This window comes from Aromatoleum toluclasticum ATCC 700605 (assembly GCF_000378245.1).
Taxonomy (GTDB): domain Bacteria; phylum Pseudomonadota; class Gammaproteobacteria; order Burkholderiales; family Rhodocyclaceae; genus Aromatoleum; species Aromatoleum toluclasticum.
Genome location: NZ_KB899496.1, coordinates 66,397 through 88,661, shown reverse-complemented (window position 1 = coordinate 88,661; position 22,265 = coordinate 66,397). Strand labels below are relative to the sequence as shown.

The 22,265-nt window shown below is 66.4% G+C and carries 25 protein-coding genes; 8 read left to right on the top strand and 17 right to left on the bottom strand.

What is annotated here, in order from left to right:
• Positions 1-34: 34 nt before the first annotated feature.
• From F464_RS0111685 to F464_RS0111655, 7 genes are all read right to left on the bottom strand, one after another.
• On the bottom strand, positions 35-652 hold the full coding sequence (locus F464_RS0111685; RefSeq protein WP_018989997.1) for a glutathione S-transferase family protein: 618 nt from the start codon (positions 650-652) through the stop codon (positions 35-37).
• Positions 653-784: 132 nt separating this feature from the next.
• Entirely contained in the window at positions 785-1,492 is a 708-nt protein-coding gene (locus F464_RS0111680) for an ABC transporter ATP-binding protein (protein ID WP_018989996.1), read from the bottom strand.
• Positions 1,493-1,575: 83 nt separating this feature from the next.
• The gene (locus F464_RS0111675; protein ID WP_018989995.1) at positions 1,576-2,769 is read right to left on the bottom strand and encodes an ABC transporter permease; all 1,194 of its coding nucleotides are present in this window, start codon (positions 2,767-2,769) and stop codon (positions 1,576-1,578) included.
• On the bottom strand, positions 2,766-3,950 hold the full coding sequence (locus tag F464_RS0111670; protein WP_018989994.1) for an efflux RND transporter periplasmic adaptor subunit: 1,185 nt from the start codon (positions 3,948-3,950) through the stop codon (positions 2,766-2,768). Before F464_RS0111670 ends, F464_RS0111675 begins: the two co-directional genes overlap by 4 nt.
• Positions 3,947-4,558, bottom strand: coding sequence for a TetR/AcrR family transcriptional regulator (locus F464_RS0111665; protein ID WP_018989993.1), 612 nt, complete (start codon positions 4,556-4,558; stop codon positions 3,947-3,949). Before F464_RS0111665 ends, F464_RS0111670 begins: the two co-directional genes overlap by 4 nt.
• A 133-nt stretch (positions 4,559-4,691) precedes the next feature.
• The gene (gene radA / locus F464_RS0111660) at positions 4,692-6,065 is read right to left on the bottom strand and encodes a DNA repair protein RadA (RefSeq protein WP_018989992.1); all 1,374 of its coding nucleotides are present in this window, start codon (positions 6,063-6,065) and stop codon (positions 4,692-4,694) included.
• A complete protein-coding gene (locus F464_RS0111655; RefSeq protein ID WP_018989991.1) occupies positions 6,065-6,982 on the bottom strand; it encodes a LysR family transcriptional regulator in 918 nt (305 codons plus the stop codon). The genes radA and F464_RS0111655 overlap by 1 nt, the downstream gene beginning before the upstream one ends.
• A 178-nt stretch (positions 6,983-7,160) precedes the next feature.
• Here F464_RS0111655 and lplT point away from each other — a divergent pair, with 178 nt between their 5' ends.
• Entirely contained in the window at positions 7,161-8,414 is a 1,254-nt protein-coding gene (gene lplT, locus F464_RS0111650; RefSeq protein WP_018989990.1) for a lysophospholipid transporter LplT, read from the top strand.
• A gap of 39 nt (positions 8,415-8,453) precedes the next feature.
• Here lplT and F464_RS0111645 read toward each other — a convergent pair whose 3' ends face one another.
• The 4 genes from F464_RS0111645 to F464_RS30915 all read right to left on the bottom strand — a co-directional run bounded on the left by F464_RS0111645 (position 8,454) and on the right by F464_RS30915 (position 10,786).
• Entirely contained in the window at positions 8,454-9,314 is an 861-nt protein-coding gene (locus tag F464_RS0111645; RefSeq protein ID WP_051092288.1) for a uracil-DNA glycosylase, read from the bottom strand.
• Positions 9,315-9,346: 32 nt separating this feature from the next.
• The gene (gene rimI / locus F464_RS0111640; RefSeq protein WP_018989988.1) at positions 9,347-9,799 is read right to left on the bottom strand and encodes a ribosomal protein S18-alanine N-acetyltransferase; all 453 of its coding nucleotides are present in this window, start codon (positions 9,797-9,799) and stop codon (positions 9,347-9,349) included.
• Positions 9,796-10,488, bottom strand: a complete 693-nt coding sequence (gene tsaB, locus F464_RS0111635) for a tRNA (adenosine(37)-N6)-threonylcarbamoyltransferase complex dimerization subunit type 1 TsaB (RefSeq protein ID WP_018989987.1) — start codon at positions 10,486-10,488, stop codon at positions 9,796-9,798. Before tsaB ends, rimI begins: the two co-directional genes overlap by 4 nt.
• An 85-nt stretch (positions 10,489-10,573) precedes the next feature.
• Positions 10,574-10,786 carry a hypothetical protein gene (locus F464_RS30915; RefSeq protein ID WP_157353721.1) on the bottom strand — a complete coding sequence of 71 codons (213 nt, stop codon included), beginning with the start codon at positions 10,784-10,786 and terminating at the stop codon, positions 10,574-10,576.
• Between the two features lie 380 nt (positions 10,787-11,166).
• On the opposite strand from F464_RS30915, the gene ompR reads away from it, so the two are divergent.
• From ompR to F464_RS0111600, 6 genes are read left to right on the top strand one after another with little or no spacing between them, the layout of a single operon-like run.
• Positions 11,167-11,904: an osmolarity response regulator transcription factor OmpR gene (gene ompR, locus F464_RS0111625; RefSeq protein ID WP_018989985.1), complete on the top strand. Its 738-nt coding sequence runs from the start codon at positions 11,167-11,169 to the stop codon at positions 11,902-11,904.
• A complete protein-coding gene (locus tag F464_RS0111620) occupies positions 11,876-13,336 on the top strand; it encodes a sensor histidine kinase (RefSeq protein ID WP_084600483.1) in 1,461 nt (486 codons plus the stop codon). The genes ompR and F464_RS0111620 overlap by 29 nt, the downstream gene beginning before the upstream one ends.
• 41 nt (positions 13,337-13,377) lie before the next feature.
• Entirely contained in the window at positions 13,378-13,986 is a 609-nt protein-coding gene (locus F464_RS0111615; protein ID WP_018989983.1) for a septation protein A, read from the top strand.
• Entirely contained in the window at positions 13,986-14,285 is a 300-nt protein-coding gene (locus tag F464_RS0111610; RefSeq protein ID WP_018989982.1) for a YciI family protein, read from the top strand. The genes F464_RS0111615 and F464_RS0111610 overlap by 1 nt, the downstream gene beginning before the upstream one ends.
• Positions 14,282-14,572 carry a BolA family protein gene (locus F464_RS0111605; RefSeq protein ID WP_018989981.1) on the top strand — a complete coding sequence of 97 codons (291 nt, stop codon included), beginning with the start codon at positions 14,282-14,284 and terminating at the stop codon, positions 14,570-14,572. The genes F464_RS0111610 and F464_RS0111605 overlap by 4 nt, the downstream gene beginning before the upstream one ends.
• Positions 14,572-15,354, top strand: a complete 783-nt coding sequence (locus F464_RS0111600; RefSeq protein WP_026295934.1) for a peptidylprolyl isomerase — start codon at positions 14,572-14,574, stop codon at positions 15,352-15,354. Before F464_RS0111605 ends, F464_RS0111600 begins: the two co-directional genes overlap by 1 nt.
• A 120-nt stretch (positions 15,355-15,474) precedes the next feature.
• On the opposite strand, the gene F464_RS0111595 is transcribed toward F464_RS0111600, so the two are convergent.
• From F464_RS0111595 to F464_RS0111585, 3 genes are all read right to left on the bottom strand, one after another.
• Positions 15,475-17,271 (bottom strand): acyl-CoA dehydrogenase, encoded by a 1,797-nt coding sequence (locus tag F464_RS0111595; RefSeq protein WP_018989979.1) that lies wholly within the window; start codon positions 17,269-17,271, stop codon positions 15,475-15,477.
• An 86-nt stretch (positions 17,272-17,357) separates the two neighbouring features.
• Positions 17,358-18,290: an electron transfer flavoprotein subunit alpha/FixB family protein gene (locus tag F464_RS0111590; protein ID WP_018989978.1), complete on the bottom strand. Its 933-nt coding sequence runs from the start codon at positions 18,288-18,290 to the stop codon at positions 17,358-17,360.
• A gap of 2 nt (positions 18,291-18,292) precedes the next feature.
• Positions 18,293-19,042 (bottom strand): electron transfer flavoprotein subunit beta/FixA family protein, encoded by a 750-nt coding sequence (locus F464_RS0111585; protein ID WP_018989977.1) that lies wholly within the window; start codon positions 19,040-19,042, stop codon positions 18,293-18,295.
• A gap of 184 nt (positions 19,043-19,226) precedes the next feature.
• Between F464_RS0111585 and F464_RS0111580 the strand changes: the two genes are divergently transcribed.
• Positions 19,227-19,838, top strand: a complete 612-nt coding sequence (locus F464_RS0111580) for a TetR/AcrR family transcriptional regulator (protein WP_018989976.1) — start codon at positions 19,227-19,229, stop codon at positions 19,836-19,838.
• A 24-nt stretch (positions 19,839-19,862) separates the two neighbouring features.
• Here the strand turns inward: F464_RS0111580 and F464_RS0111575 are convergent, their stop codons facing one another.
• From F464_RS0111575 to F464_RS28345, 3 genes are all read right to left on the bottom strand, one after another.
• Positions 19,863-20,633, bottom strand: coding sequence for a TatD family hydrolase (locus tag F464_RS0111575; RefSeq protein ID WP_018989975.1), 771 nt, complete (start codon positions 20,631-20,633; stop codon positions 19,863-19,865).
• Between the two features lie 93 nt (positions 20,634-20,726).
• Positions 20,727-21,530, bottom strand: a complete 804-nt coding sequence (locus F464_RS0111570; protein WP_018989974.1) for an enoyl-CoA hydratase — start codon at positions 21,528-21,530, stop codon at positions 20,727-20,729.
• A gap of 98 nt (positions 21,531-21,628) precedes the next feature.
• Positions 21,629-22,249 carry an ABC-type transport auxiliary lipoprotein family protein gene (locus F464_RS28345; protein WP_157353719.1) on the bottom strand — a complete coding sequence of 207 codons (621 nt, stop codon included), beginning with the start codon at positions 22,247-22,249 and terminating at the stop codon, positions 21,629-21,631.
• Positions 22,250-22,265 lie beyond the last annotated feature (16 nt).

The window sequence follows — 22,265 nt, the reverse complement described above, 5'->3', positions numbered from 1 at the left end:
TGTCAACCTCCCGAATACGGGCGCCCCCGCGGCATCACGGCTGCGTCGCCTTCCACGCCTCCAGCGCCTGGACGCGTCCGAACCAGTCCTTTACCCGCGGGAAATCCCCGACCGGCAGCTTCAGCGCCTCGGCATAGGTAAAGGACGCGGCCACCGTCAGGTCGGCGAGCGTCAGCGATCCGCCGACGAGGTATTGCCGTCCCGTCAGGCACGTGTCCAGCACCCCGAGGCAGCGCCCCACCTGCTCGTAGGCGCGATCCACCGCGGGCTGGTCGGGTGCGCCAAGCTTCAGCATCGACTTCACCAGCACTTCCCACACCAGCGTAAACATGTGCGGCATCAGATGCCCGACGTCCCAGCACTGCCAGCGCGCAATGTCCGCGCGCTCCGTCTCGTCGCGCCCGAGCAGCCCGGCCTCGGGCTTCTTCGCCGCGAGATACTGCGCGATCGCACGGGATTCCCACAGGACCAGATCGCCATCGACGAGCGTCGGTGTCAGCCCGTTCGGATTGAGCGCGAGATATTCGGGCGTCTTCTGCTCGCCCTTGGTGATATCGACGACCTGCTGCTCGTCGAATGTGATGCCCAGATAGGCCGCGGTCAGCTGGACGCGGCGCGAGTTGGGGGAAGCGGGAAAATGATAGAGCTTCATCGTTAACCTCCTGACGGGACCTCCACCAGACCGGTCCCTCATTCAGGTTAGCGTGCCGCCACCGTGATGCAAGGCGCCGCCGAGATGGGCGATCGAGGCTCCGGCAAATCGCCGGACACCAGACCGGCGCACCTACGCCGCGCGCCCCTCCCCGGCCTCTTCGAAGGTCCGTCCGTCGCGGATGCGGTATAAGCGCCGGAACGTCGGGATGATCTTCTCGTCATGGGTCACGACGATGATCGCCGTGCGGTACTGCTCCGCCATCCGGTTCAGGATGCGCACCACGTTCAGCGCCCGCTCGCTGTCGAGCGGCGCAGTCGGCTCGTCGGCGAGCACCACCGGCGGCCGGTTCACGAGTGCCCGCGCAATCGCGACGCGCTGCTGCTCGCCGCCGGAAAGCTCCGACGGCGCAGCCTTCGCACGGTGGCCGACGTCGAGCGCCTCGAGCAGCTCGACCGCCTGGCGGCGCGCCTCCCGGTTGGATTTCCCTGCCAGCATCGGCAACAGCGCGACGTTGTCGGTCACGTCGAGGAAGGGGATCAGGTAGGGCGCCTGGAACACGAAGCCGATGTTGTCGCGCCGCAGGCTGCGCAGGTCGCGGATCTTCCAGCCGCCATCGAACGCGGTCCGCCCGCCCAGCGCCATGTAGCCGCCGGTCGGCTCGATCACTGCACCGAGGCACTTCAACAACGTGCTCTTGCCCGAACCGCTCGGCCCGATCAAGCCCACCACCTCGCCGGGCGCGATCCGCATGTCGACGCCCTTCAGCGCATCAACCGCGGCGTCCCCCTCGCCGTAGCGCTTGCTCAAGCCCCTGACCTCGATCGCCGGCACGTCCATGTCAGTACCGCCGGGCCGTATCAAGGTACTGACACGCCCCCTTGGGGGGCAGCGAACGTCGCGAGCGTGGGGGCCGTTTCATCCTAGCCTCCGATCGCGGTCGCCGGATCGACCTTCAGCGCGACCCGGATCGCCAGCAGGCTAGCGATCGCACACACGACCATCGTTGCGAGCAGTCCGCGCACAGCATCCCCCGGTAACAGCAGCACGTACTTCGGAAAATACGGTGCCCACAGCGTCGCGACCGTCTTGCCGATCACGAAACCGATCAGCCCGAGCCCCAGCGACTGCTGCAGGATCATCGCCGCGATCGTGCGGTTGCGCGTCCCGATCAATTTGAGCACCGCGAGCTCGCGCACCTTGCCCAGCGTCATCGTGTAGATGATGAAGGACACGATCGCGGCACTCACGATCGCCAGGATCACCAGGAAAGTCGCGATCTGCCGTGCTGACGTCTCGATGAGCTTGGACACGAGGATCTCCTCCATCTGCACGCGCGTGTACGCCTCCAGATGCTTCCAGCGGCGAATGTTTTCCGCCACCTGCTCTGCATCGTGGCCGTCCGCGACCCGGACCAGGACCGCATTCACGCTGCGGCTGGCCGTCTGCGACACCAGGATCGCATCGAGCAGCCCCGGCACGCCCGGACGGTTCAGTCCCGGATTCGCCGCCGTTCGCGCGCGCTCGTTGACGATCGCATCGTTGTCCTTGAGGAACTGCGCCTCCTGCGCATCCTTCAGCGGCAGGAACACCATCGGATCGCCGCTCGACGACACCATGCGCCGCGTCAGCCCCACCACCTCGTACTCGTGCCGCCGGATGCGGACCCGTTCGCCGAGCCGGAAACCCGTGCGCACGTCCGCGACCACCTCGTAATGGCTGCGCGCGATGCGCCGGCCGGCCACCAGGAAGGGCGGCTCGCCCGGACGCCCCGGTTCGAAACCCACCGCCATCACGCGCACGTCGCGCTCGCCCTGCCGGATCTGCATCGTCAGGTAAGTCACGTTCGACGCCTCCGCGACGCCCGGCATCCCGAGGATTGCCCGGTACGCGTCGTCGCGCAGGTTCGACGGCTCGGCGTACGGCCCGAGCGTCTCCTGCTGCACCGCCCAGATGTCCGCCCCGCTGCTGCGCAGCAACACCTGCGCGTCATCCACCATGCCGCGGTAGATCCCCGCCATCGACAGCGTCACGCCGATCAGCAGGCCCAGCCCGACGCCGGTGAACACATACTTCGCCCAGTGGTGAAGGATGTCGCGTCCGGCAAGGCTGATCATCGACGCAACTCCGCCAGCGACTCCGCCGGACTCACCCGGTCGCCTGCGCCCAGTTCGCGCTCGCTATGCACGACGATGCGATCGCCCGCCTGCAGCCCCTCCAGCACCACGACGCGCCCGTCGAGCGAAGTCTCGCCCGTGCGCACCGGCACGAAGTCCGCAGCGCCGTCGGCAACGGTCCATACACCGCGCCGGCCGCCGTACTCATGCACCGCGGCGCCGGGCACGGCGAGCACATCCCCGCCCCGCGTCGTCGCGATCGTCACTTCGGCCAGTTCCCCGAATGCGAAATCCTTCGGCGCTTCGTCGAACACGACCTGCACGATGCGCTCCTCGGTCACCGCGTCGCCGTTGAGTTCGACGCGCGACACCCTGCCCGGCAAAACGAGCCCCGGCCGCGAACGCAGCACGATGGAAGCCGCCTGCCCCGCCCTCACGCCACCCGAGCGGCCCTGGTCGATCCGTGTACGCACGCGCACGCTCGCCAGATCGACCATGCGCAGCACCGTCTGCCCGGCCACCAGCGTCGTTCCGGGCTCCGCATCGCGCGCCGTCACCACGCCTGCGACCGGCGCAACGAGCCGCACATTCGCCCGTTGCCGTTCCGCCGCTGCACGTTCCGCCTCCAGGCGTTCGACATCCATTCGCGCCGCATCGAGCTGGGCCCGCGCCGCCTGCAACTGGGCCCCTGCGGAATCCGCCTCCTGCCGCTTCGCCTCGACCGCCGCATCACTGAAGAATGCCTGCTCGCCGAGCGAGGCATAGCGCCGCGCGTTCCGCCCCGCGAGCTCCTGGCGGACCTCAGCATCGCGCACCTGCGCACGGCCCGCTGCCAGCGCATGAACGGCGCGCGCCGACGCCGCCCGCGCCGACGCCAGGCGTGCGTCCAGTTCCACCGGATCCATCTCCGCGAGCAATTGTCCCGCGCGCACCTCGCTGCCGACATCCACATGCACCGCGAGGATGCGGCCCGGGCTGGTCGGCCCGATCGCGTAGCTGCGCTCCGCCTCAACCGTACCGACCCCGAATACGGCGTTCTCGAACGCCCCGCGCTCGATCACCGCCGTCGTCACCCGCACGGGCGCCAAAGGTCCGCTGCGCACCATCAGCAGCACGAATCCTGCAAACAGCACCAGCCCGAAGACGGACAAACCGAGCACACGCAGGACCGGCCGCTTCATGCCCGCCTCCCCGCGATGCCGGACAGATAGACCTCGAACACGCCCTCGGCCGTTTCCTCGACGCCACGCATCCCGCCGGCGAGCATCGACTGCATCACCAGCCCCTGGATCGCGCCGATGAAGAGGGTCGCCGCGGGCTCGACCTCAAGTTCACGCCCCACGGCGCCCCCCTCCCTGGCGCATTTCAGCACCTGCAGCAGGGTGCCGCGGTAACTTCCCAGCAGGGCGCGGATGCGACGCTTCACGGCGCTGTCGCCCGGCTGCTGCAACTCGTGGAAGATCAGGCGGGGCGCACCCGGGTACGCAACGGCGAACCCGATGTGTGCGCGGAACATCGCCCGCAGCTGCTCCATCGGCTCGCTGCTCGAAAGCGACGCCTCCTCGATCGCCCCGAGCAGGTGCTCCTCGATCCATTCGGCCACCGCAAGCCAGATCGCCTCCTTGGTCGGGAAGTGGCGGAATACAGCCCCCTGGGTCAGGGCCATGGCCGCGGCGATGCGTGCCGTCGTGATGTCGGCGGGGCTGCTTTCCGCCGCAAGGGCGAGCACGGCCTGAACGATCTCGGCCTGCCTGAGCTCCGATGAGCGCCGGATGCGCGGGGAGTCCATCGTGACACCTTTCAAGTAAGTAATCGATTACTAGCTTAGTATAAGAAAACTTCTATGTACACCTTGCAGATCGGCATAACCCCCCGAATTCGTGCGATTGCCTTGACGCTTCCCCGGCCCGGGGCGACGAACCTCAGGCTTCGATCTCGCGCGCCTGCTCGATCGCTTCCTCGATCCGGTCCACCGCAATCACCCGCATGCCGGCGATCGCCTGCTTGGGTGCATTGGCCTTCGGAATGATCGCGACCGTGAAGCCGAGCTTGGCCGCTTCCTTCAGGCGCTCCTGGCCGCGCGGAGCCGGACGGATCTCGCCCGCCAGACCCACCTCGCCGAACACCACCAGCTCGCGCGGCAAGGCCCGGCTGCGCAGCGAGGACACGATCGCCAGCAGCACCGCGAGGTCCGCCGCCGGTTCGGCGATCTTCACGCCGCCCACGGCATTCACGAACACGTCCTGGTCGAAGCACACCACGCCTGCATGGCGATGCAGCACTGCGAGCAGCATCGCCAGCCGGTTCTGCTCCAGCCCCACCGACAGGCGGCGCGGATTCGGGCTGTGCGCGCCGTCGACCAGCGCCTGGATCTCCACCAGCAGCGGCCGCGTCCCTTCCTGCGTCACCAGCACGCAGCTGCCCGCCACCTGCTGGCTGTGCTGCGACAGGAAGATCGCCGACGGATTGCTCACGCCGCGCAGGCCGCGCTCCGTCATCGCGAACACGCCCAGTTCATTGACCGCGCCGAAGCGGTTCTTGAACGCCCGCACCAGACGGAAGCTCGAATGCGTGTCGCCCTCGAAATACAGCACCGTGTCGACGATGTGCTCCAGCACGCGCGGCCCCGCCAGCGTGCCGTCCTTGGTCACGTGGCCGACCAAGATCAGGCTCGTACCGCTCTGCTTCGCGAAACGCGTGAGCTGCGCCGCGCATTCGCGCACCTGCGCGACCGACCCGGGCGCCGACTGCAGCGCCTCCGAATACACCGTCTGGATCGAGTCGATCACCGCAATGCGCGGCTTCGCCTCCTTCAGCGTCGCGAGAATGCGTTCGAGGTTGATCTCGGGCAGCAGCTTCAGCCCCGCCGGATCGAGCTGCAGACGCTGCGCGCGCAGCGCCACCTGCTCGCCCGACTCCTCGCCGCTCACATAGATCGCCGCCTGCCGCGCCGCAAGCGCCGACAGCGCCTGCAGCAGCAGCGTCGATTTGCCGATGCCGGGATCACCGCCGATCAGCACCACGCCACCGGCAACCAGGCCGCCGCCAAGCACGCGGTCGAACTCCTCGATCCCCGTCGGCGTGCGCGGTTCCTCGCGCGGCTCGAGCTCCGCGAGCGACTGCAACTTGCCCGTCGTACCGGCCAGCGCCGCGAACCGGCTGTTACCCGGCGCCGGCGCCTCGATCACCGTCTCGACCAGTGTGTTCCAGCCCTTGCATTGCGGGCACTGGCCCTGCCAGCGCGGCGCCTGTCCGCCGCACTCGCTGCAGACGAAGCTCGTCTTCGCCTTCGCCATCACGCACCCACGTCATCGACCGCCATGCGCTTGAACTCGGCCACTGCATACTCCGCAAAGGTCGTGATCAGGCGGGAGCGGAACTTGTCGCGCGGCACGATCACCTCCAGCGGCGTGTATTGGCGCGGCTCCAGCGGGATCCCGACCAGCCGCCCCTCGCGGAGGTCGCGCTGGATCGCCGCACGCGACGCGATCCCGAAACCCATCCCCTCGGCCGCCAGATGCTTCACCGTCGCGAGACTGCCCAGCTCCGCGCAGATCGTCAGCTCGTCGATACCGATTCCCGCCGCGGCAAAGAAATCCTCCGCCAGCACGCGGATCGCGTTGCCCGGATCGCGCGTGATCAGCGGGTGCCCCTTCAGCGCCTCGGCACTGAGGCTCTTGTGCTTCGCCAGCGCATCCCTGGGGGAACAGATCACGAACAGCTCGTCGTGCGTCGCGGTCATGCGCTCGATCGCCGGCTGCTCGGACACGATCTCGATCAGGCCGAGGTCGAGCTCGCGCGACGCGACGCGGTCCTCGGTCAGCTGCGAGTTGCCCACCACAACGCGCGGCACCACTCGCGGATACTTGCGCTTGAATCCTTCCAGCAGCTGCGGCAGCCAGTAAGCCGCGATCGTCGTGCTGGTGCCGATGTTGAGCGCGCCCCCGAGCTCGTCGGTCAGTTCCGACACCCGCGACTCCAGCTCGTCGGACAGGTCGAGAATACGGTCCGCGTAGGCCAGCACCACCTCGCCCGCCGGCGTCAGGCTCACGCGCCCGTGGCCGCGCTCGAGCAGACGCGTGTTGAAGTGCTCCTCCAGCTGCTTGATCTGGAAGGTCACCGCCGGCTGCGTCATGAAAAGATGTTCCGCGGCCCGGGTGAACGAACCGTACTTGGCCACGGCGCTGAATACCTGAAGTCTGCGATCAGCCACGGCTACTCCATAAGTCTCGTTTATGCGCACCATTAAAGCACAGCTCACGGGCTGCGTGAAATGCCCGACAACCCGCTGACCGCAAGGCCGGCGCACGGGCAATGAGCCAAATCACAACAAACTGACACATGTCGTGATATAAACCGCGCTTCACCTTCAGACGGCCGTCTCCCACCCGATGCCGCTCGGCTTCTACATCATCATGGCGGCGCAGTTCTTCTCTGCGCTGGCCGACAATGCGCTGCTGATCATTGCCATCGCGCTGCTGCGCGAGATGTCCGCCCCGGCAACGTACGAACCGCTGCTGAAGCTGTTCTTCACTGTTTCTTACGTCGCACTTGCCGCCTTCGTCGGTGCCTTTGCCGACTCGATGCCCAAGTGGCGCGTGATGTTCATCAGCAACACCATCAAGATCGGCGGCTGCGTGATGCTGCTCCTCGGCGCGCACCCCCTCTTCGCCTACGCCGTCATCGGATTGGGCGCCGCGGCGTACTCGCCGGCCAAGTACGGCATCCTCACCGAATACCTTCCCCACCGCCTGCTCGTCGTCGCCAACGGCTGGATCGAAGGCCTCACGGTCGGCGCCATCATCCTCGGCACCGTCATCGGCGGTGTGCTGATCCGTCCCGACGTCGGCAACTGGATCGCCGGCCTGGGCCTGCCGCTCGTGAAGGGCGATGCCCTGCACGCGACCATCGCCATCGTCGGCCTGCTCTACCTTGCCGCAGCAGCCTTCAACCTGCGCATCCCCGACACGGGCGTCGACCACAAACCGCTCAAGAACAACCCGATCTACCTTCTCCACGACTTCGTCCACTGCATGAAACTGCTGTGGCGCGACAAGCTCGGCCAGATCTCCCTCGCCGTCACGACCCTCTTCTGGGGGGCCGGCGCCACGCTCCAGTTCATCGTGATCAAGTGGGCCGAGCACAATCTCGGCTTCGATCTCTCCAAGGCCTCGATGATGCAGGGCGTCGTCGCGGTCGGAGTCGCGCTCGGTGCCGTCCTCGCTGCGCGCATGATCAATCTGCGCCGCTCCGTCCGGGTCATCCCGCTGGGCATTGCCATGGGCCTCGTCGTGATGGTCATGGTCGTCGTCACGCAGCCCACGCTGGCGATGATCCTGATGATCGTCGTCGGCTGCCTGGCCGGCTTCTTCGTCGTGCCGATGAACGCCCTGCTCCAGCATCGCGGCCACATCCTCATGGGCGCCGGTCATTCGATTGCCGTGCAGAACTTCAACGAGAACCTGTCGATCCTGATCATGACAGGCCTGTACGCCCTGCTGATCATGTCCGGCCTGTCGATCAGCGCGGTCATTGTCATGTTCGGGCTGTTCGTCGCCGGCGCGATGTACCTCGTGCTGCGCCGGCACAATGTCAACCAGCGCGCCGTCGATTCGGTCGCGCTGCTCGAAGACCACCCGCACTGACCGGAATACGGACCGCGCCCGCAGCCCGCCCCGCATTCCTCAGGCCTTTTCGGCGAGCTCCCGCATCAGGCGGCGCGCAAAGCACAGGTCCTCCCACGCCTTGGCCTTGTCGGCCTGATTCCGCAGCAGGTAGGCGGGATGATAGGTCACCACCACGGGTATCTCCCCACGGTGGAACACCCGGCCGCGCGAAGCGCCAATGCTGATTTCGGCATCCAGCAGCGCAAGGGCCGCGGGACGGCCCAGCGCAATCAACACACGCGGCCGCACCAACTCGATCTGGCGCGCCAGATAAGGGTGGCAGATCGCGATCTCGTCCGCCTGCGGCGTACGGTTGTGCGGTGGCCGGCACTTCACGGCATTCGCGATATAGACGTTCTCGCCCCGCTTCAGGTCGATCGCCGAAAGCATCGCGTCGAGCAGCTTGCCCGCGGCGCCGACGAAGGGCTCGCCACGCTGGTCCTCCTCGGATCCCGGCCCCTCCCCGACGAACATCCACTCCGCACTCCGGTCACCGACACCCGGAACGGCCTGCCGGCGCTTCTCGCACAGGCGGCACGCCCTGCAGGCGCCGATGTCGGACTCCAGCTCGTCCCAGCCCATCCGTGCGATACGACCTGCCCTCGCAGGATCGCCATCGTCGCGCCGATCCGGTGCCGCGACCGGAGCCGTCGCCGCTGCGGCGCGCGGAATCAGGTCGCGGACGGGAATCGCCGCACGCATGGAACGCACTTCGGGTACCGGCTCCGCCGGCACGATCTGCGCAGGCGGGGACCATGCACCGCCGCCCTGATCCGCCCCGGCCGCTACCGGCGCCGACTCCGGCTCCGGCAACACCTCGATGGCCTCTGCAGCACCCTCTCCCCCCGCGCGCAAACGCCAGACGGGAGCGAGACCCATCTCGCGCAGCACGGCGTCGCGCCGCACATCCCTCACAGCTCGCGCCTCATCACGATCGCATCCTCGCGTTGACCGCCGGGCGCCGGGTAATAGCCTTTCCTCCGTCCAACCGCGACGAAGCCATGGCGCTCATACAGCGCAAGGGCCGCGGTGTTCGAGGGCCGCACCTCGAGAAAGAACTGCGTTGCACCTGCCCGCGCCGCCTCGACAGAGAGATATTCGAGCAGCGTCCCGCCAATCCCGCGGCGCTGCTCCGCACGCGCGACGCTGATGTTGAGCAGGTGGGCCTCGTCGATCACCGTCAGCATCACGGCGTAGGCGACCGGCCCTGCCCCGTTGCGCATCACCCAGCAGTTGTAGCCGGCACGCAGGGAATCCGCGAAATTGCCTTCGCTCCAGGGAAACGAATGCAATTCGCGCTCGTTTTCGACCACCCACGACAGATCCTCGTCCGTCATGGGGATGAAGCCGAATCCGGCGGTCACGCCCGCCCTCCGCGCGCCAGCCGCTCCGCGGTCGTCAGCGCCACCTTGTCACGCACATACAGCGGCGCGGCGACTTCGGCGGCAACCAGCATTCCACCTTCGGCGAGGCGCACTGCCAGCCTTGCCACGTCTGCCGCGCGCGGTACCGCGTCGTTCTCCGGTCGTCCCAGCCGATTCAGCACCTCATGCGGGATCCGATCGCCGTACACCGCGAACGCCGACCCGATGCCGGACCACCGGCCATCGGCAGGCAATGTCAGCATCTCGGGCGGGCAGCACGTCGGCGGCGCGACCATCACCGGGAGCCCGTCGGCAAGACGATAGGCTGCCGAATACACTTCACCCATGCGCGCATCGGTGGCGACGTAGATCGCATCCCCCCTGCCTTGCAGCGCCAGCGCCTCGAGGCTGCATACCGGCGCGACCCCCAAGTCTGCGCCCATCGCCAGCCCCTGCGCCACACCGCAAGCCAGGCGCAAGCCCGTAAAGGCCCCCGGCCCGGCGCCGAACGCCACGGCATCGAGCGCGCCGAGCGCAACGCCCGCATCGGCGAGCAGCGCCTTCAGGGTGGGCAGCAGGCGTTCGGAATGATTCGAATGCCCTTCCAGGGTTCGTTCGACGGTCTCGCCGTCGAGCAACAGGGCGACGCTCGCGTGCTCACACGAGGTCTCGATCGAGAGGATTTTCATAGGCCGCCCATTTTACCGGCAGCGGCCCGTCTGCGCAGCGCCCGTGCCGGGCAACTGCGCCGCGGAAACGCCGGACGGCCCCGGATCAGCGTTCGGTCACGCTGCGGGGACGGTTTGCATCGCGCATCGCCTGCCGCAATTCCTGGTAGAGCTCTTCGCGCTGCTCAGGCGACATCCGGCGCGGTTCCTGTGCTGCAGGACGGGTAGCCACCGTGCCGCTCATGAGGGCACGGCGAAGTTCCGCCCGGCGCTTGTCCCGCGCGCTCGCATATCCCGGCACCGTCACGCTTTCCTTCACCGCACGCGCCGGCGCGCTCTCGCGTGCGAACCCGGGGCCGGCGGCGAGTGTCGACGCAAGCGCGAACAGGAACAGGACGGTGCCTGTCGCTCGACGCCGGGACCGCCCGCCCTGCAACCCGCGGTCGCCGGAGGAGCATGCCCTACAGGAAATTGAACAGCTGTTTGCCATGATCGCTGCAGGCGGAGTTCGTTGCGGATTCGGACGGTGAAACCATACCCTCGTATTGGTATTTACGGCGCTTCTGAACGAAGATTTAAGGACCAACGTGTAAGGGCGTGTTGCGCTTTTCCCATGCCCTTACGAAACGTTACCCCTTGCGTGCGAAACGTCGCAGCAGGCGCTGGCACCCAAAAATGTAACAGGATAGGATTCGCACCATGAATACCAAGATCCGATACCGAGTTTTGCTGGTCGACGACGACGCGCGCCTGCGCGAACTGTTGTCGCGTTACCTTCAGGAACAGGGCTTCACCGTCAAGGCCGTCGTGGACGCCGCGTCCATGGATCGCGCCCTGCACCGCGAACATTACGACGTGATGGTGCTCGACCTGATGCTTCCGGGCGAAGACGGCCTTGCCATCTGCCGGCGCCTGCGGGCCGACCAGAACGCCATGCCCATCATCATGCTCACCGCCAAGGGTGACGACGTCGACCGCATCATCGGCCTCGAAATGGGCGCCGACGACTACCTCGCCAAACCGTTCAACCCGCGCGAGCTCGTCGCCCGCATCCACGCCGTGATGCGCCGGCAACCGCCTACGCTGCCCGGCGCACCGACGATCGAGGACGAGGTCGTCAAGTTCGGCAACGTGCAGGTGAACCTCGGCGTGCGTTCGCTCGTGCGCGACGGCGAGGAAATTTCGCTGACGACCGGCGAATTCTCGCTGCTCAAGGTGCTGCTCCAGCATCCGCGCCAGCCCTTGTCGCGCGACAAGCTCATGGAACTGGCCCGAGGCCGCGAATACGGCGTCTTCGACCGCGCCATCGACGTACAGGTGAGCCGCCTGCGCAAGCTCGTCGAAGACGACCCTGCCAAGCCGCGCTACATCCAGACCGTGTGGGGCTTCGGATACGTGTTCGTGCCGGATGAATCGAAGCCTGTCAACGAAGCCTGAACGGTCTGCGGCAGACGCGGGGGAAACCTCGCCTGGTCCTGCAAGCCAGGGGCCGCGCCTCGCGCAGCTCCTGCCACGGACGCTCCTCTGGCAGACCTTCTTCCTCATCGCTCTGCTCCTGACGCTGGCATTGGCGACGTGGTCGCAGATCTTCCGTCATTTCGAGGAGCCGGCGCGCGCCCGCAGCCTGGCCCAGATGGTCGCCAGCGTCGTGAATCTCACCCGCACGGCACTCATCAACTCCGAAGTCGACCGGCGCACCGAGCTGCTGATCGAGCTGGCCGCGCTAGAGGGAATGCGCATCTATCCGGCCGAGCCCAGCGATGAACTCGAACCCCTGCCCGATACGCGCGGGATGCAGCTGCTGACGGAGGAAGTCCGCCGGCAGCTCGGAACCCATACACGCTTCGCCTCGCGCTGGAAGACCCTCGACGGATTCTGGGTGAGCTTCCGTGTCGACCCCGACGACGAGCAGGACTTCTGGCTGATGCTCCCGTCCGAGCGCCTGGAACAGACCGGAGCCCTGGAATGGCTCGTCTGGGGAGGCGGCGCGCTCCTCGCCGCGCTGCTCGGCGCCTACATGATCGTTTCGCGCATCGGCGTTCCGCTGCGCAACCTGGCCCGCTCAGCGCGCGTCGTCGGCAGCGGGCGCACGCCCCCGCACCTGCCGGAAAACGGACCGCTGGAGATCGCCACGGTTGCGCGGGCATTCAACCAGATGGCCGGCGACCTCGCCCGCATCGACGCCGACCGCGCCCTGATTCTCGCCGGCGTGTCCCATGACCTGCGCACCCCCCTCGCGCGCCTGCGCCTCGGCATCGAGATGTCCGGCGCACCCGATACCGACGTTCGCGCCATGGTTTCCGACGTCGAGGAAATGGACCGCATCATCGGCCAGTTCCTCGATTTCGGGCGCGGCGAACCGCAGGAGCCCCTGCAGGTCGAGAATCTCCCAAGCCTGCTCGCCGACCTCGCAGAACCCTATCGCCTGCGTGGCATCAAGGTGCGCGTCGATACGCCGGAGGACCTCCCGGTACCGGTGCGCACCCTCCCGCTGCGCCGCGCGGTCCGCAACCTCATCGACAACGCGGTCCGCTATGCAGGCGAGGAAAGCCCCATCAATCTTATTCTGTCGAGCCGCCGCGACGAAGCCCTGATCGAAGTCGCCGACCGCGGCCCCGGCATTCCGGAGGCCGACATGGAGCGCATGCGACATCCCTTCACACGCCTCGAGACGGCGCGCTCGAACACCAAGGGCGCCGGCCTGGGCCTCGCCATCGTCGAACGCATCGTTGCCTCGCACGAGGGCCGACTCGAATTACGCGCTCGCAGCGGCGGCGGCCTGCGTGCAATCATCCATCTGCCCCTCGAAGGACCGAAGCGCGGGCGCGGCCGCCTGCTCGCCGCCGATAGCGAGGCAGGCGACGAGTAGTGCAAACCGATTGCCACGCCGGTTCGCTATAATCCCCGCGCATGAAGATTCTTTTCGACCTGCTTCCCGTCATCCTCTTCTTTGCCGCCTACAAGTTCGCCGGACACGATCCGGCAGTGGCGCACGACCTCGCCACCCGGATCCTCGGCGACGGCATAGAGGCCACACAGGCTCCCATCCTCATCGCCACGGCCGTCGCGATCATCGCCACGGCCGGCCAGATCGCGTGGGTATGGATCAGGCACCGCAAGGTCGACACGATGCTGTGGGTCAGCCTCGCGATCATCGTCGTGTTCGGCGGCGCGACCCTGTTCTTCCACAATCCGACCTTCATCAAGTGGAAGCCGACCGCGCTTTACTGGATGTTCGGCATCACGCTCGCGGGATCGGAACTGCTGTTCCGGCGCAATCTGATCCGCAGAATGCTCGAAGCGCAGGTGCGCCTGGCCGAGCCGGTGTGGGCGCGGCTCAGCCATGCCTGGGCCGCGTTCTTCATCGGCATGGGCGTGCTCAACCTGTACGTCGCCTACAACTTTTCCGAAGAAACCTGGGTCAATTTCAAGCTCTTCGGCGGCATGGGCCTGATGCTTCTGTTCGTCCTGGCCCAAGGCCTCTACCTCTCAAAACACGTCCAGGAGGAAACCAACTGATGCTTTATGTGCTGACGGGCGAAGACGCCCCGGGCAAACTCGACGCCCGCATGGCCGTGCGCCCGGCGCACCTGGCGCGCCTCCAGGCGCTCCATGACGAAGGGCGGCTCGTGGTGGCAGGCCCCATGCCTGCGATCGACTCGCCTGACCCCGGCCCGGCCGGCTTCTTCGGCAGCCTCGTGATCGCGGAATTCCCGTCCCAGGCCGACGCCGAAGCCTGGCTCGCCACCGACCCCTACGTCACCAACGGCGTTTTCGCTCGCACCAGCGTCCGCCCGTACAAGAAGGTTCTGCCGTGACCGTGATCGACGAGATAAGAACCCGGCTCGCAGTCCTCGACCCCCTCTCGATCGAAATCGAGGACGACAGCGCCCTGCACGCCGGACATGCCGGCGCCAAGGGCGGCGGCGGACACTACCGCATGACGATGGTGTCGGACGCATTTATCGGCAAGAATACGGTTGCACGTCACCGACTCGTATATGGCGCGCTGGGCGAACTGATGCGGACCCGCATCCATGCTCTCGCCATTCGCGCCCTGACGGCCGAAGAGGCCAACACTCAACCCAACAGGAAGGAACTTTGATGATTCGCTTTCCCAGCCGTCTCGCTCTTTGTCTCATGGCCGGACTGATCGGCCAGGCGGCCCATGCCGCAGGTCCGGCCGCCACGGTGAACGGCACCGCGATCCCCGCTACACGCGCCGACGTGATGTTCAACGAGCAGCGCGCCCAGGGCGCACCCGACAACCAGCAGCTCCGCGACGCAGTGCGCGAGGAACTGATCCGCCGCGAAGTCCTGGCCCAGGAAGCGGTCAAGAAGGGCCTCGACAAGAAGGGTGACGTGCAGGCCCAGATGGACCTCGCCCGTCAGGCGGTGCTGCTGCGCGCCTATATCCAGGATTACGTCAAGACCAACCCGGTCACCGACGCCGACCTGAAGAAGGAATACGACAGCGTCAAGAGCAAGATGGGCGCCAAGGAATACAAGCCCCGTCACGTACTGGTCGAAACCGAGGACGAGGCCAAGGCAATCATCGCCAAGCTCAAGGCCGGCGAAAAGTTCGACGCCCTCGCCAAGCAGTCGAAGGATCCGGGCTCCAAGGACAACGGCGGCGACCTCGGCTGGAGCAATCCGGGCATGTTCGTGAAGCCTTTCTCCGATGCGATGGTGAAGCTCGAGAAGGGCAAGCACACCGAGGTGCCGGTCAAGAGCGACTTCGGCTATCACGTGATCCAGCTCGACGACGTGCGCGACCTGAAGGCGCCCGACTTCGAAGAAGTGAAGCCGCAGCTCGAGCAGCGTCTGCAGCAGCAGAAGATCGAGAAGCACATCATGGATCTGCGCGCCAAGGCGAAGGTCCAGTAAGCGTCCCGACCTGAAACACGAAGGGCCGCCCCGAACGATCGGGGCGGCCCTTCTTTTTGCGATCCTGAATTCCGGGGTCCGGCACACGGAGGAGAGCGGCCGCCCTCCTCCGCCGTGTCGTCAGAACTGAGCTTCGTCGAGCGCCAGCGCACCCGCGGCGCCATTCACGACCGAGTAGGACAGCGCCTGCGCCTGCGGCAGGATGTGATCGGCGTAGAAGCGTGCGGTGACGATCTTGGTCTTGTAGAACTCGTCCGTGGAGCCTTCCGCGACGCGCATCGACGACACCAGCGCGGCACGCGCCATGAGCCACCCGCCGGCCACGATGCCGAGGAGCTTGAGGAAGGGCACTGAGCCCACGGAAGCGGCCTTGACGTCCTTGCCGTAGGTGGCGAGCACATACTCGACCGCCGCTTCCAGTGCGGCGATACCCGACTCGAGGGACCGGCGGATCGCCACGAACGCCTCTTCGCCGCCGTGTTCGCCAAGTTGGGCGACCACGCCGCGCATTTCCGCGATCAGGGCCTTGATCGTGACGCCACCCTCGCGCGCGGTCTTGCGACCGATGAGGTCGTTCGCCTGGATCGCGGTCGTGCCTTCGTAGATCGTCGTGATGCGCGAATCGCGCAGATGCTGCGCCGCGCCGGTTTCCTCGATGAAGCCCATGCCGCCGTGCACCTGCACGCCGGTCGAGGCGATGTCGATCGAGTTTTCCGTCGACCAGCCCTTGACGACCGGGATCATGAGGTCGACGAAAGCCTGGTTTTCCGCGCGCACCGCGGCGTCGGGATCCCTGTGCGCAGCGTCGTTCGCGGCAGCCACGACGTAGGCCAGCGCGCGCATGGCTTCGGTCTGCGACTTCATCGACATCAGCATGCGACGCACATCCGGGTGATGGATGATCGAGACCTTCGGGCCACCACGCACCCCCATCTCGGTACCCTGGACGCGATCCTTGGCATACGCCAGCGCATGCTGATAGGCACGCTCGGACAGCGCCACGCCTTCCATGCCGACCGCGAAGCGCGCTTCGTTCATCATGATGAACATGTACTCGAGGCCACGATTCTCCTCGCCGACGAGGGTACCGATCGCGCCGCCGTGGTCGCCGAACGCGAGCACGCAGGTCGGGCTGGCGTGGATGCCCAGCTTGTGTTCGATCGACACGCATTGGACGTCGTTGCGCGCACCGGGCGTGCCGTCTGCGTTGAGCAGGAACTTGGGCACGACGAAGAGCGAGATGCCCTTCACGCCTTCCGGGGCATCCGGCAGGCGGGCGAGCACGAGGTGGACGATATTGTCCGTCATGTCGTGTTCGCCGTAGGTGATGAAGATCTTCTGGCCGAAGATCTTGTACGTGCCGTCACCCTGCGGCTCCGCGCGCGTGCGCACGGCCGCGAGGTCCGAACCGGCCTGCGGTTCGGTCAGGTTCATGGTGCCGGTCCATTCGCCGCTCACCATCTTCGGCAGGTAGGCTGCCTTCTGTTCGTCGGTGCCGCGCAGCGTGACCGCTTCGATCGCGCCATTGGTCAGCATCGGGCACAGGGAGAAGGCCATGTTGGCAGCCTTCCACATTTCCATCACTGCGGTCGCGACAAGCTTCGGCAGCCCCTGGCCGCCGAATTCGGGTTCGCAGGCGAGCGCAGTCCAGCCGGCTTCGGCAAACTGCTTGTAGGCCTCCTTCCAGCCCGGCGCGGTGCGGACGTTACCGCCATCCCACTTGGCGCCTTCCTGGTCGCCAGTCCGGTTCAGGGGGGCGAGGACGCCGCTGGCGAACTTGTTCGCCTCGTCGAGGATCGCATCCACCAGATCCGCGGACACTTCCTCGCATCCGGGCAATTTCGCGACTTCGTCGAGGCCAGCCAGCTCGCGCATGACGAACTGCATGTCGCGGATCGGCGCAGTGTATTGACTCATGTGTTCTTCTCCCGAGACCTGCTTATTGTGAAACTGCGCCCAATAGGGCGCAGTCCTTGTACCGCTTTTTTATATTTCTACAGCATTTAACCGACCGCTTTGACCAACTCCGGCACGACTTCGAACAGATCGCCCACGAGGCCGTAATCCGCCACCTGGAAGATCGGTGCTTCGGGATCCTTGTTGATCGCGACGATCACCTTGGAATCCTTCATGCCGGCGAGGTGCTGGATCGCGCCGGAGATGCCGACCGCGATGTAGAGCTGCGGCGCGACGATCTTGCCGGTCTGGCCGACCTGGTAATCGTTCGGCACGTAGCCCGCATCCACCGCAGCGCGCGAGGCACCCAGCGCGGCGCCCAGGGCGTCGGCGAGCGGCTCGAGCAGCTTGTGGTAGTTCTCGCTGTTGCCCAGACCGCGGCCACCCGAGACGATGATCTTGGCGGCACCGAGTTCGGGACGGGCGCTCTTGGTCAGCTCGCGACCCTTCACACTGGCCAGCCCGAGATCCGGACCGGCGGCCACCGCTTCGACCGCCGCGGCACCACCCTGCCCCGCTGCTTCGAAGGCGGTCGTACGCACGGTCATCACCTTCACGGCGTCGGACGACTTCACGGTCGCCATCGCGTTGCCGGCGTAGATCGGGCGCACGAAGGTGTCGGCCGATTCGATGCCGGTGACGTCGGAAATCTGCGCGACGTCGAGCAGCGCGGCGACGCGCGGGGCGACGTTCTTGCCGTTGGCGGTGCTGGGGGCGAGGATGTGGCTGTAGCCCGATGCGTTTGCCACAACGAGCGCAGCGACGTTCTCGGCGGTCTGCGAGTCGTAGTGGGCGGCGTCCGCAACGCGCACCTTGGTCACCCCAGCCACCTTGGCGACGTCCGCGGCGGCGGCGGCGCAGTTGGCGCCGGCGACCAGCACGTGGATCTCGCTGCCGAGCTTGGCAGCGGCCGAGACGGTGTTGAGGGTGGCGGCCTTCAGGCTCGCGTTGTCGTGTTCTGCAATAACCAGGATCGCCATGTTCAGATCACCTTCGCTTCGTTCTTGAGCTTGTCGACGAGTTGCGCGACGTCCGCGACGCGCACGCCAGCGCTGCGCTTCGGGGGCTCGGCCACTTTCAGCGTCGCCAGGCGCGGCGCGACATCGACGCCGAGATCGGCGGGCTTCACCGTCTCGAGCGGCTTCTTCTTCGCCTTCATGATGTTCGGCAGCGTCGCGTAGCGCGGCTCATTGAGGCGCAGGTCGGTGGTGACCACCGCCGGCAACTTGATCTCGACGGTTTCGAGACCGCCGTCGATCTCGCGCATCACAGTGGCAACGCCGTCCGCCAGCTGAACCTTCGACGCGAAGGTGGCCTGCGGCCAACCCATCAGCGCGGCGAGCATCTGGCCGGTCTGGTTCGAGTCGTCGTCGATCGCCTGCTTGCCGCAGATCACGACCGTCGGCTGCTCCTTGTCGCACAGCGCCTTCAGCAGCTTCGCCACGGCGAGCGGCTGCAGCTCGACGTCCGACTCGACGAGGATGCCGCGGTCGGCACCGATCGCCATCGCGGCGCGGATCGTCTCCTGGCAGGCTGCGACACCGCAGCTCACGGCCACGACTTCGGTGGCGATGCCGGCTTCCCTCAGCCGCACCGCTTCCTCGACGGCGATCTCGTCGAAGGGGTTCATGGACATCTTCACGTTCGCGATGTCGACGCCCGTGCCGTCAGCCTTCACTCGCACCTTGACGTTGTAATCGACTACGCGTTTGACGGGTACCAGGATCTTCAATGCCGCGCTCCTTTGCGTGTTAGGTCGGTCGAAATTGTGGAAAGGGAATTATGTTACCGCCAACAAGCGAAAAATGCGCCGTCGCGACGAACACTTGACCGCCGACCGAAAAAATCGTTCCATACGCATAGGTATGGAATGCATACGGTACCGTATGGTCATCCTTTAGTCAATACTAGGTGGTATGGAAAACAAACCTCTAAAACCGCGCGTCCAGCTAGACCGCAATGCATGGGTAAGCGCTGCCACCGAGGTCCTCGCCGAAGAGGGCATCGCCGGACTTCGCGTCGAAGTGCTCGCAAAGCACCTGAAGGTCACCAAAGGCAGCTTCTACTGGCACTTTCAGGACCGTCGGGACCTGCTGCTGGCCGTCCTCCAGGTATGGAAGGACGGACGGATCCGCGACATCGTCAAACAGACGCGCGCCCAGCCCGGACGAGAGCTGGAGCAGATTTATCACGTGATCGATGTTTATAGCACGAGCCGCAGCCGGCGAGGCGCCGCAATCGAACTCGCCGTGCGCGACTGGGCCCGCCGCGACGCCGACGCCGCGGCGATCGTCGCCGAAGTGGACGACATCCGCCTGCGTTGCGCGCGTGATCTGTTCCTCGCGTGCGGCGTGCCGATGGAGGAAGCGTCGAGCCGCTGCATGCTGCTCTATGCCTATGTGTTCGGCATCTCGCTCATGATCTACGACAAATTCGACAGCGACGTGGCACGCCTGAAGCGCGACATCGCCGATCTCATCGCACAGTCGGCAAGCATGAAACGCACAGCGACGGCGGCCCACGGCTGACGCGACCCGGCGGAATCGCACGGGTCAGCCGGACCCGAGCGCCGGAAAGACAGCGCAGGCATTCCGTCCCGTTGCTTCGGCGATTTCGGTAACGGACATGCCGCGCAGCCCGGCCAGCACTTCGGCAAAGCGGCGCAGGTCGGCAGGTTCATTGCGCCCTCCCTGCGCCCACGCGGGGGGAATGTCCGGCGCGTCGGTTTCGAGCACGATAGAGTTGATCGGCAGGCTCGCCGCGAGGCTGCGGATGCGGCGCGACCCGTCGAAAGTCATCGCCCCACCGAAGCCCAGCCTGAAACCCATCGCGATGAATGCATCAGCCTGCTGACGGCTGCCGTTGAAGGCGTGGGCAATGCCGCCGGGTACCTCGATGCGGCGCAGGTGCTTGAGGATGTCATCGACTGCGCGCCGGACATGCAGGATCACGGGAAGCCCGAAACGGCGGGCGAGCTTGAGCTGTTCGACGAAGTACAGCTCCTGGGTGACGCGGTCGAACTCCGGCCCGAAGAAGTCGAGACCAATCTCGCCGACGGCGATCGCGTCGCCGTTGGCGAGGCGCCGGTCGAGGATGTCGAGGTCTTCGTTCCCCGCGCGGTCCACGTACAGGGGGTGAATGCCGTAGGCGTGGCGTATGTCGGCGTGGGCGGCGGAAAGGGCTGCAACGCGGTCGAAGTTGGCGACCTCGACCGCCGGAACGACGAAGCCCCCTACTCCGGCCTGACGCGCGGCGGCGATGACCGCGTCGCGGTCAGGGTCGAACTCGGGCGCGTCGAGGTGGATGTGGGTGTCGATGAGCATGGGGCGTTCCAAGGGACAGCGGGGCTGACCGGAGGCTGCGTGGCGGGATACGCTTCGCTACTTCCGCCCTACGGTACGCGATCCGTCGCTATTTCAGCGCCCGCGCCACTCGGGCTTGCGTTTGGCGATGAAGGCGTCGATGCCTTCGGCTGCGTCATCCGACATCATGTTGCACGCCATCGTTTCGGCGGCCATCTGGTAGGCGGCTTCCATTCCCATCTCGAGCTGGCGGTAGAACATCTGCTTGCCCATGCGGACCGCGAGCGGCGATTTGGCGCAGATCGCGGTGGCAAGCTTGGCGATCTCGGCATCGAGTTCCTCGAGCGGCACGACGCGATTCACGAGGCCGCGGCGCTGCGCTTCGGCAGCGTCGATGAAGTCGCCGGTGACCAGCATCTCGAACGCCTCCTTGCGGCCCATGTTGCGCGACAGTCCGACGCTGGGGGTCGCACAGAAGAGTCCGACGTTGATGCCCGACACGGCGAAACGTGCGACATCGGCGGCGACGGCGAGGTCGCACATGGACACGAGCTGGCAGCCGGCCGCAGTCGCGATGCCGTGTACACGGGCGATGACGGGCTGCGGCAGCTCGGTGAGCTTGACCATGAACTTGCCGCACAGGCGGAAGAGGTCCTGCTGGAACTGCAGGGTGTGGTTGCCGCGCATCTCCTTCAGGTCGTGCCCGGCACAGAAGGCCTTGCCCTCGCCCGCCAGCACAACCACGCGCACGCTCGCGTCCTTCGCGATCGCGTCGATCTCGGCGATCAGGGCTTCGAGCATCGCACGCGAGAGGGAGTTGAACTGGCCGGGACGGTTCAGCGTCAACCAGGCAACGCCGCCTTCGTCGCGGCGCAGGAGCAGCGGTGCGTTGTCGGATTGCTGAGGCAGTGCGCTCATCGTCTTCTCTCCCGTGATGTTTGTGTGTGCATTGAACTTTTGATTTTGCCCGATCCCGCCGCGGAGCGGAGGAAGTGCGAGGCCCGGGCCACGCTGGCTTAGCGGCGGCACGCCGCCGTCGCGGCGTTCGCCGCCGGGCCGGCCATCCAGCCGGCGACTTCGTTCGTCAGCCGGTCGCTCGCCTTGCGGAACGCCATGACACCCCCCTTCGCATCAGCGTTCGACGCTGGCTCGCGCAGTTCGAAGACCCTCCGGGCGAGCGCATTTTCACCACGCGGCGGCAGCAGTTCGGCCCGTGCGACGACGACTGCCGTGCTGGCCTCAGGGGCGTCGAACGCCTGGGTGAATTCGTCGATTTCAAGGCGCAAGCGGCAGCCGCCGCCGGTCGAGGACGGCGCCGACAGGGCCTGAAGCAGCCGCCGCTCCACCATCTCGGCAGGCGGGGCGGCCCACCGGCTTTCGGCAAACACCTGACGTTGCGCCGGTTGGCGGTAGTCCAGCCGGTACTGCATCGCCGAGGTCGAGAGCCAGGACGGCGCCCGGACTTCAATTCGCGACGGCAGTACCGCAGGCGCCGCGGAAACGGCTTCACCCAGGCCGAGGTCATAGATGGCGGGCACGACCGGCCGTTGCGGCAAACCGCCGCATGCGCCCGCTGCAAGCCCCAGGGAGAGCAGGCCCAGGATCCTTGTCACCCGCATCCAGACTCGAAGTTTCATGAGATTTCCGTCGTGG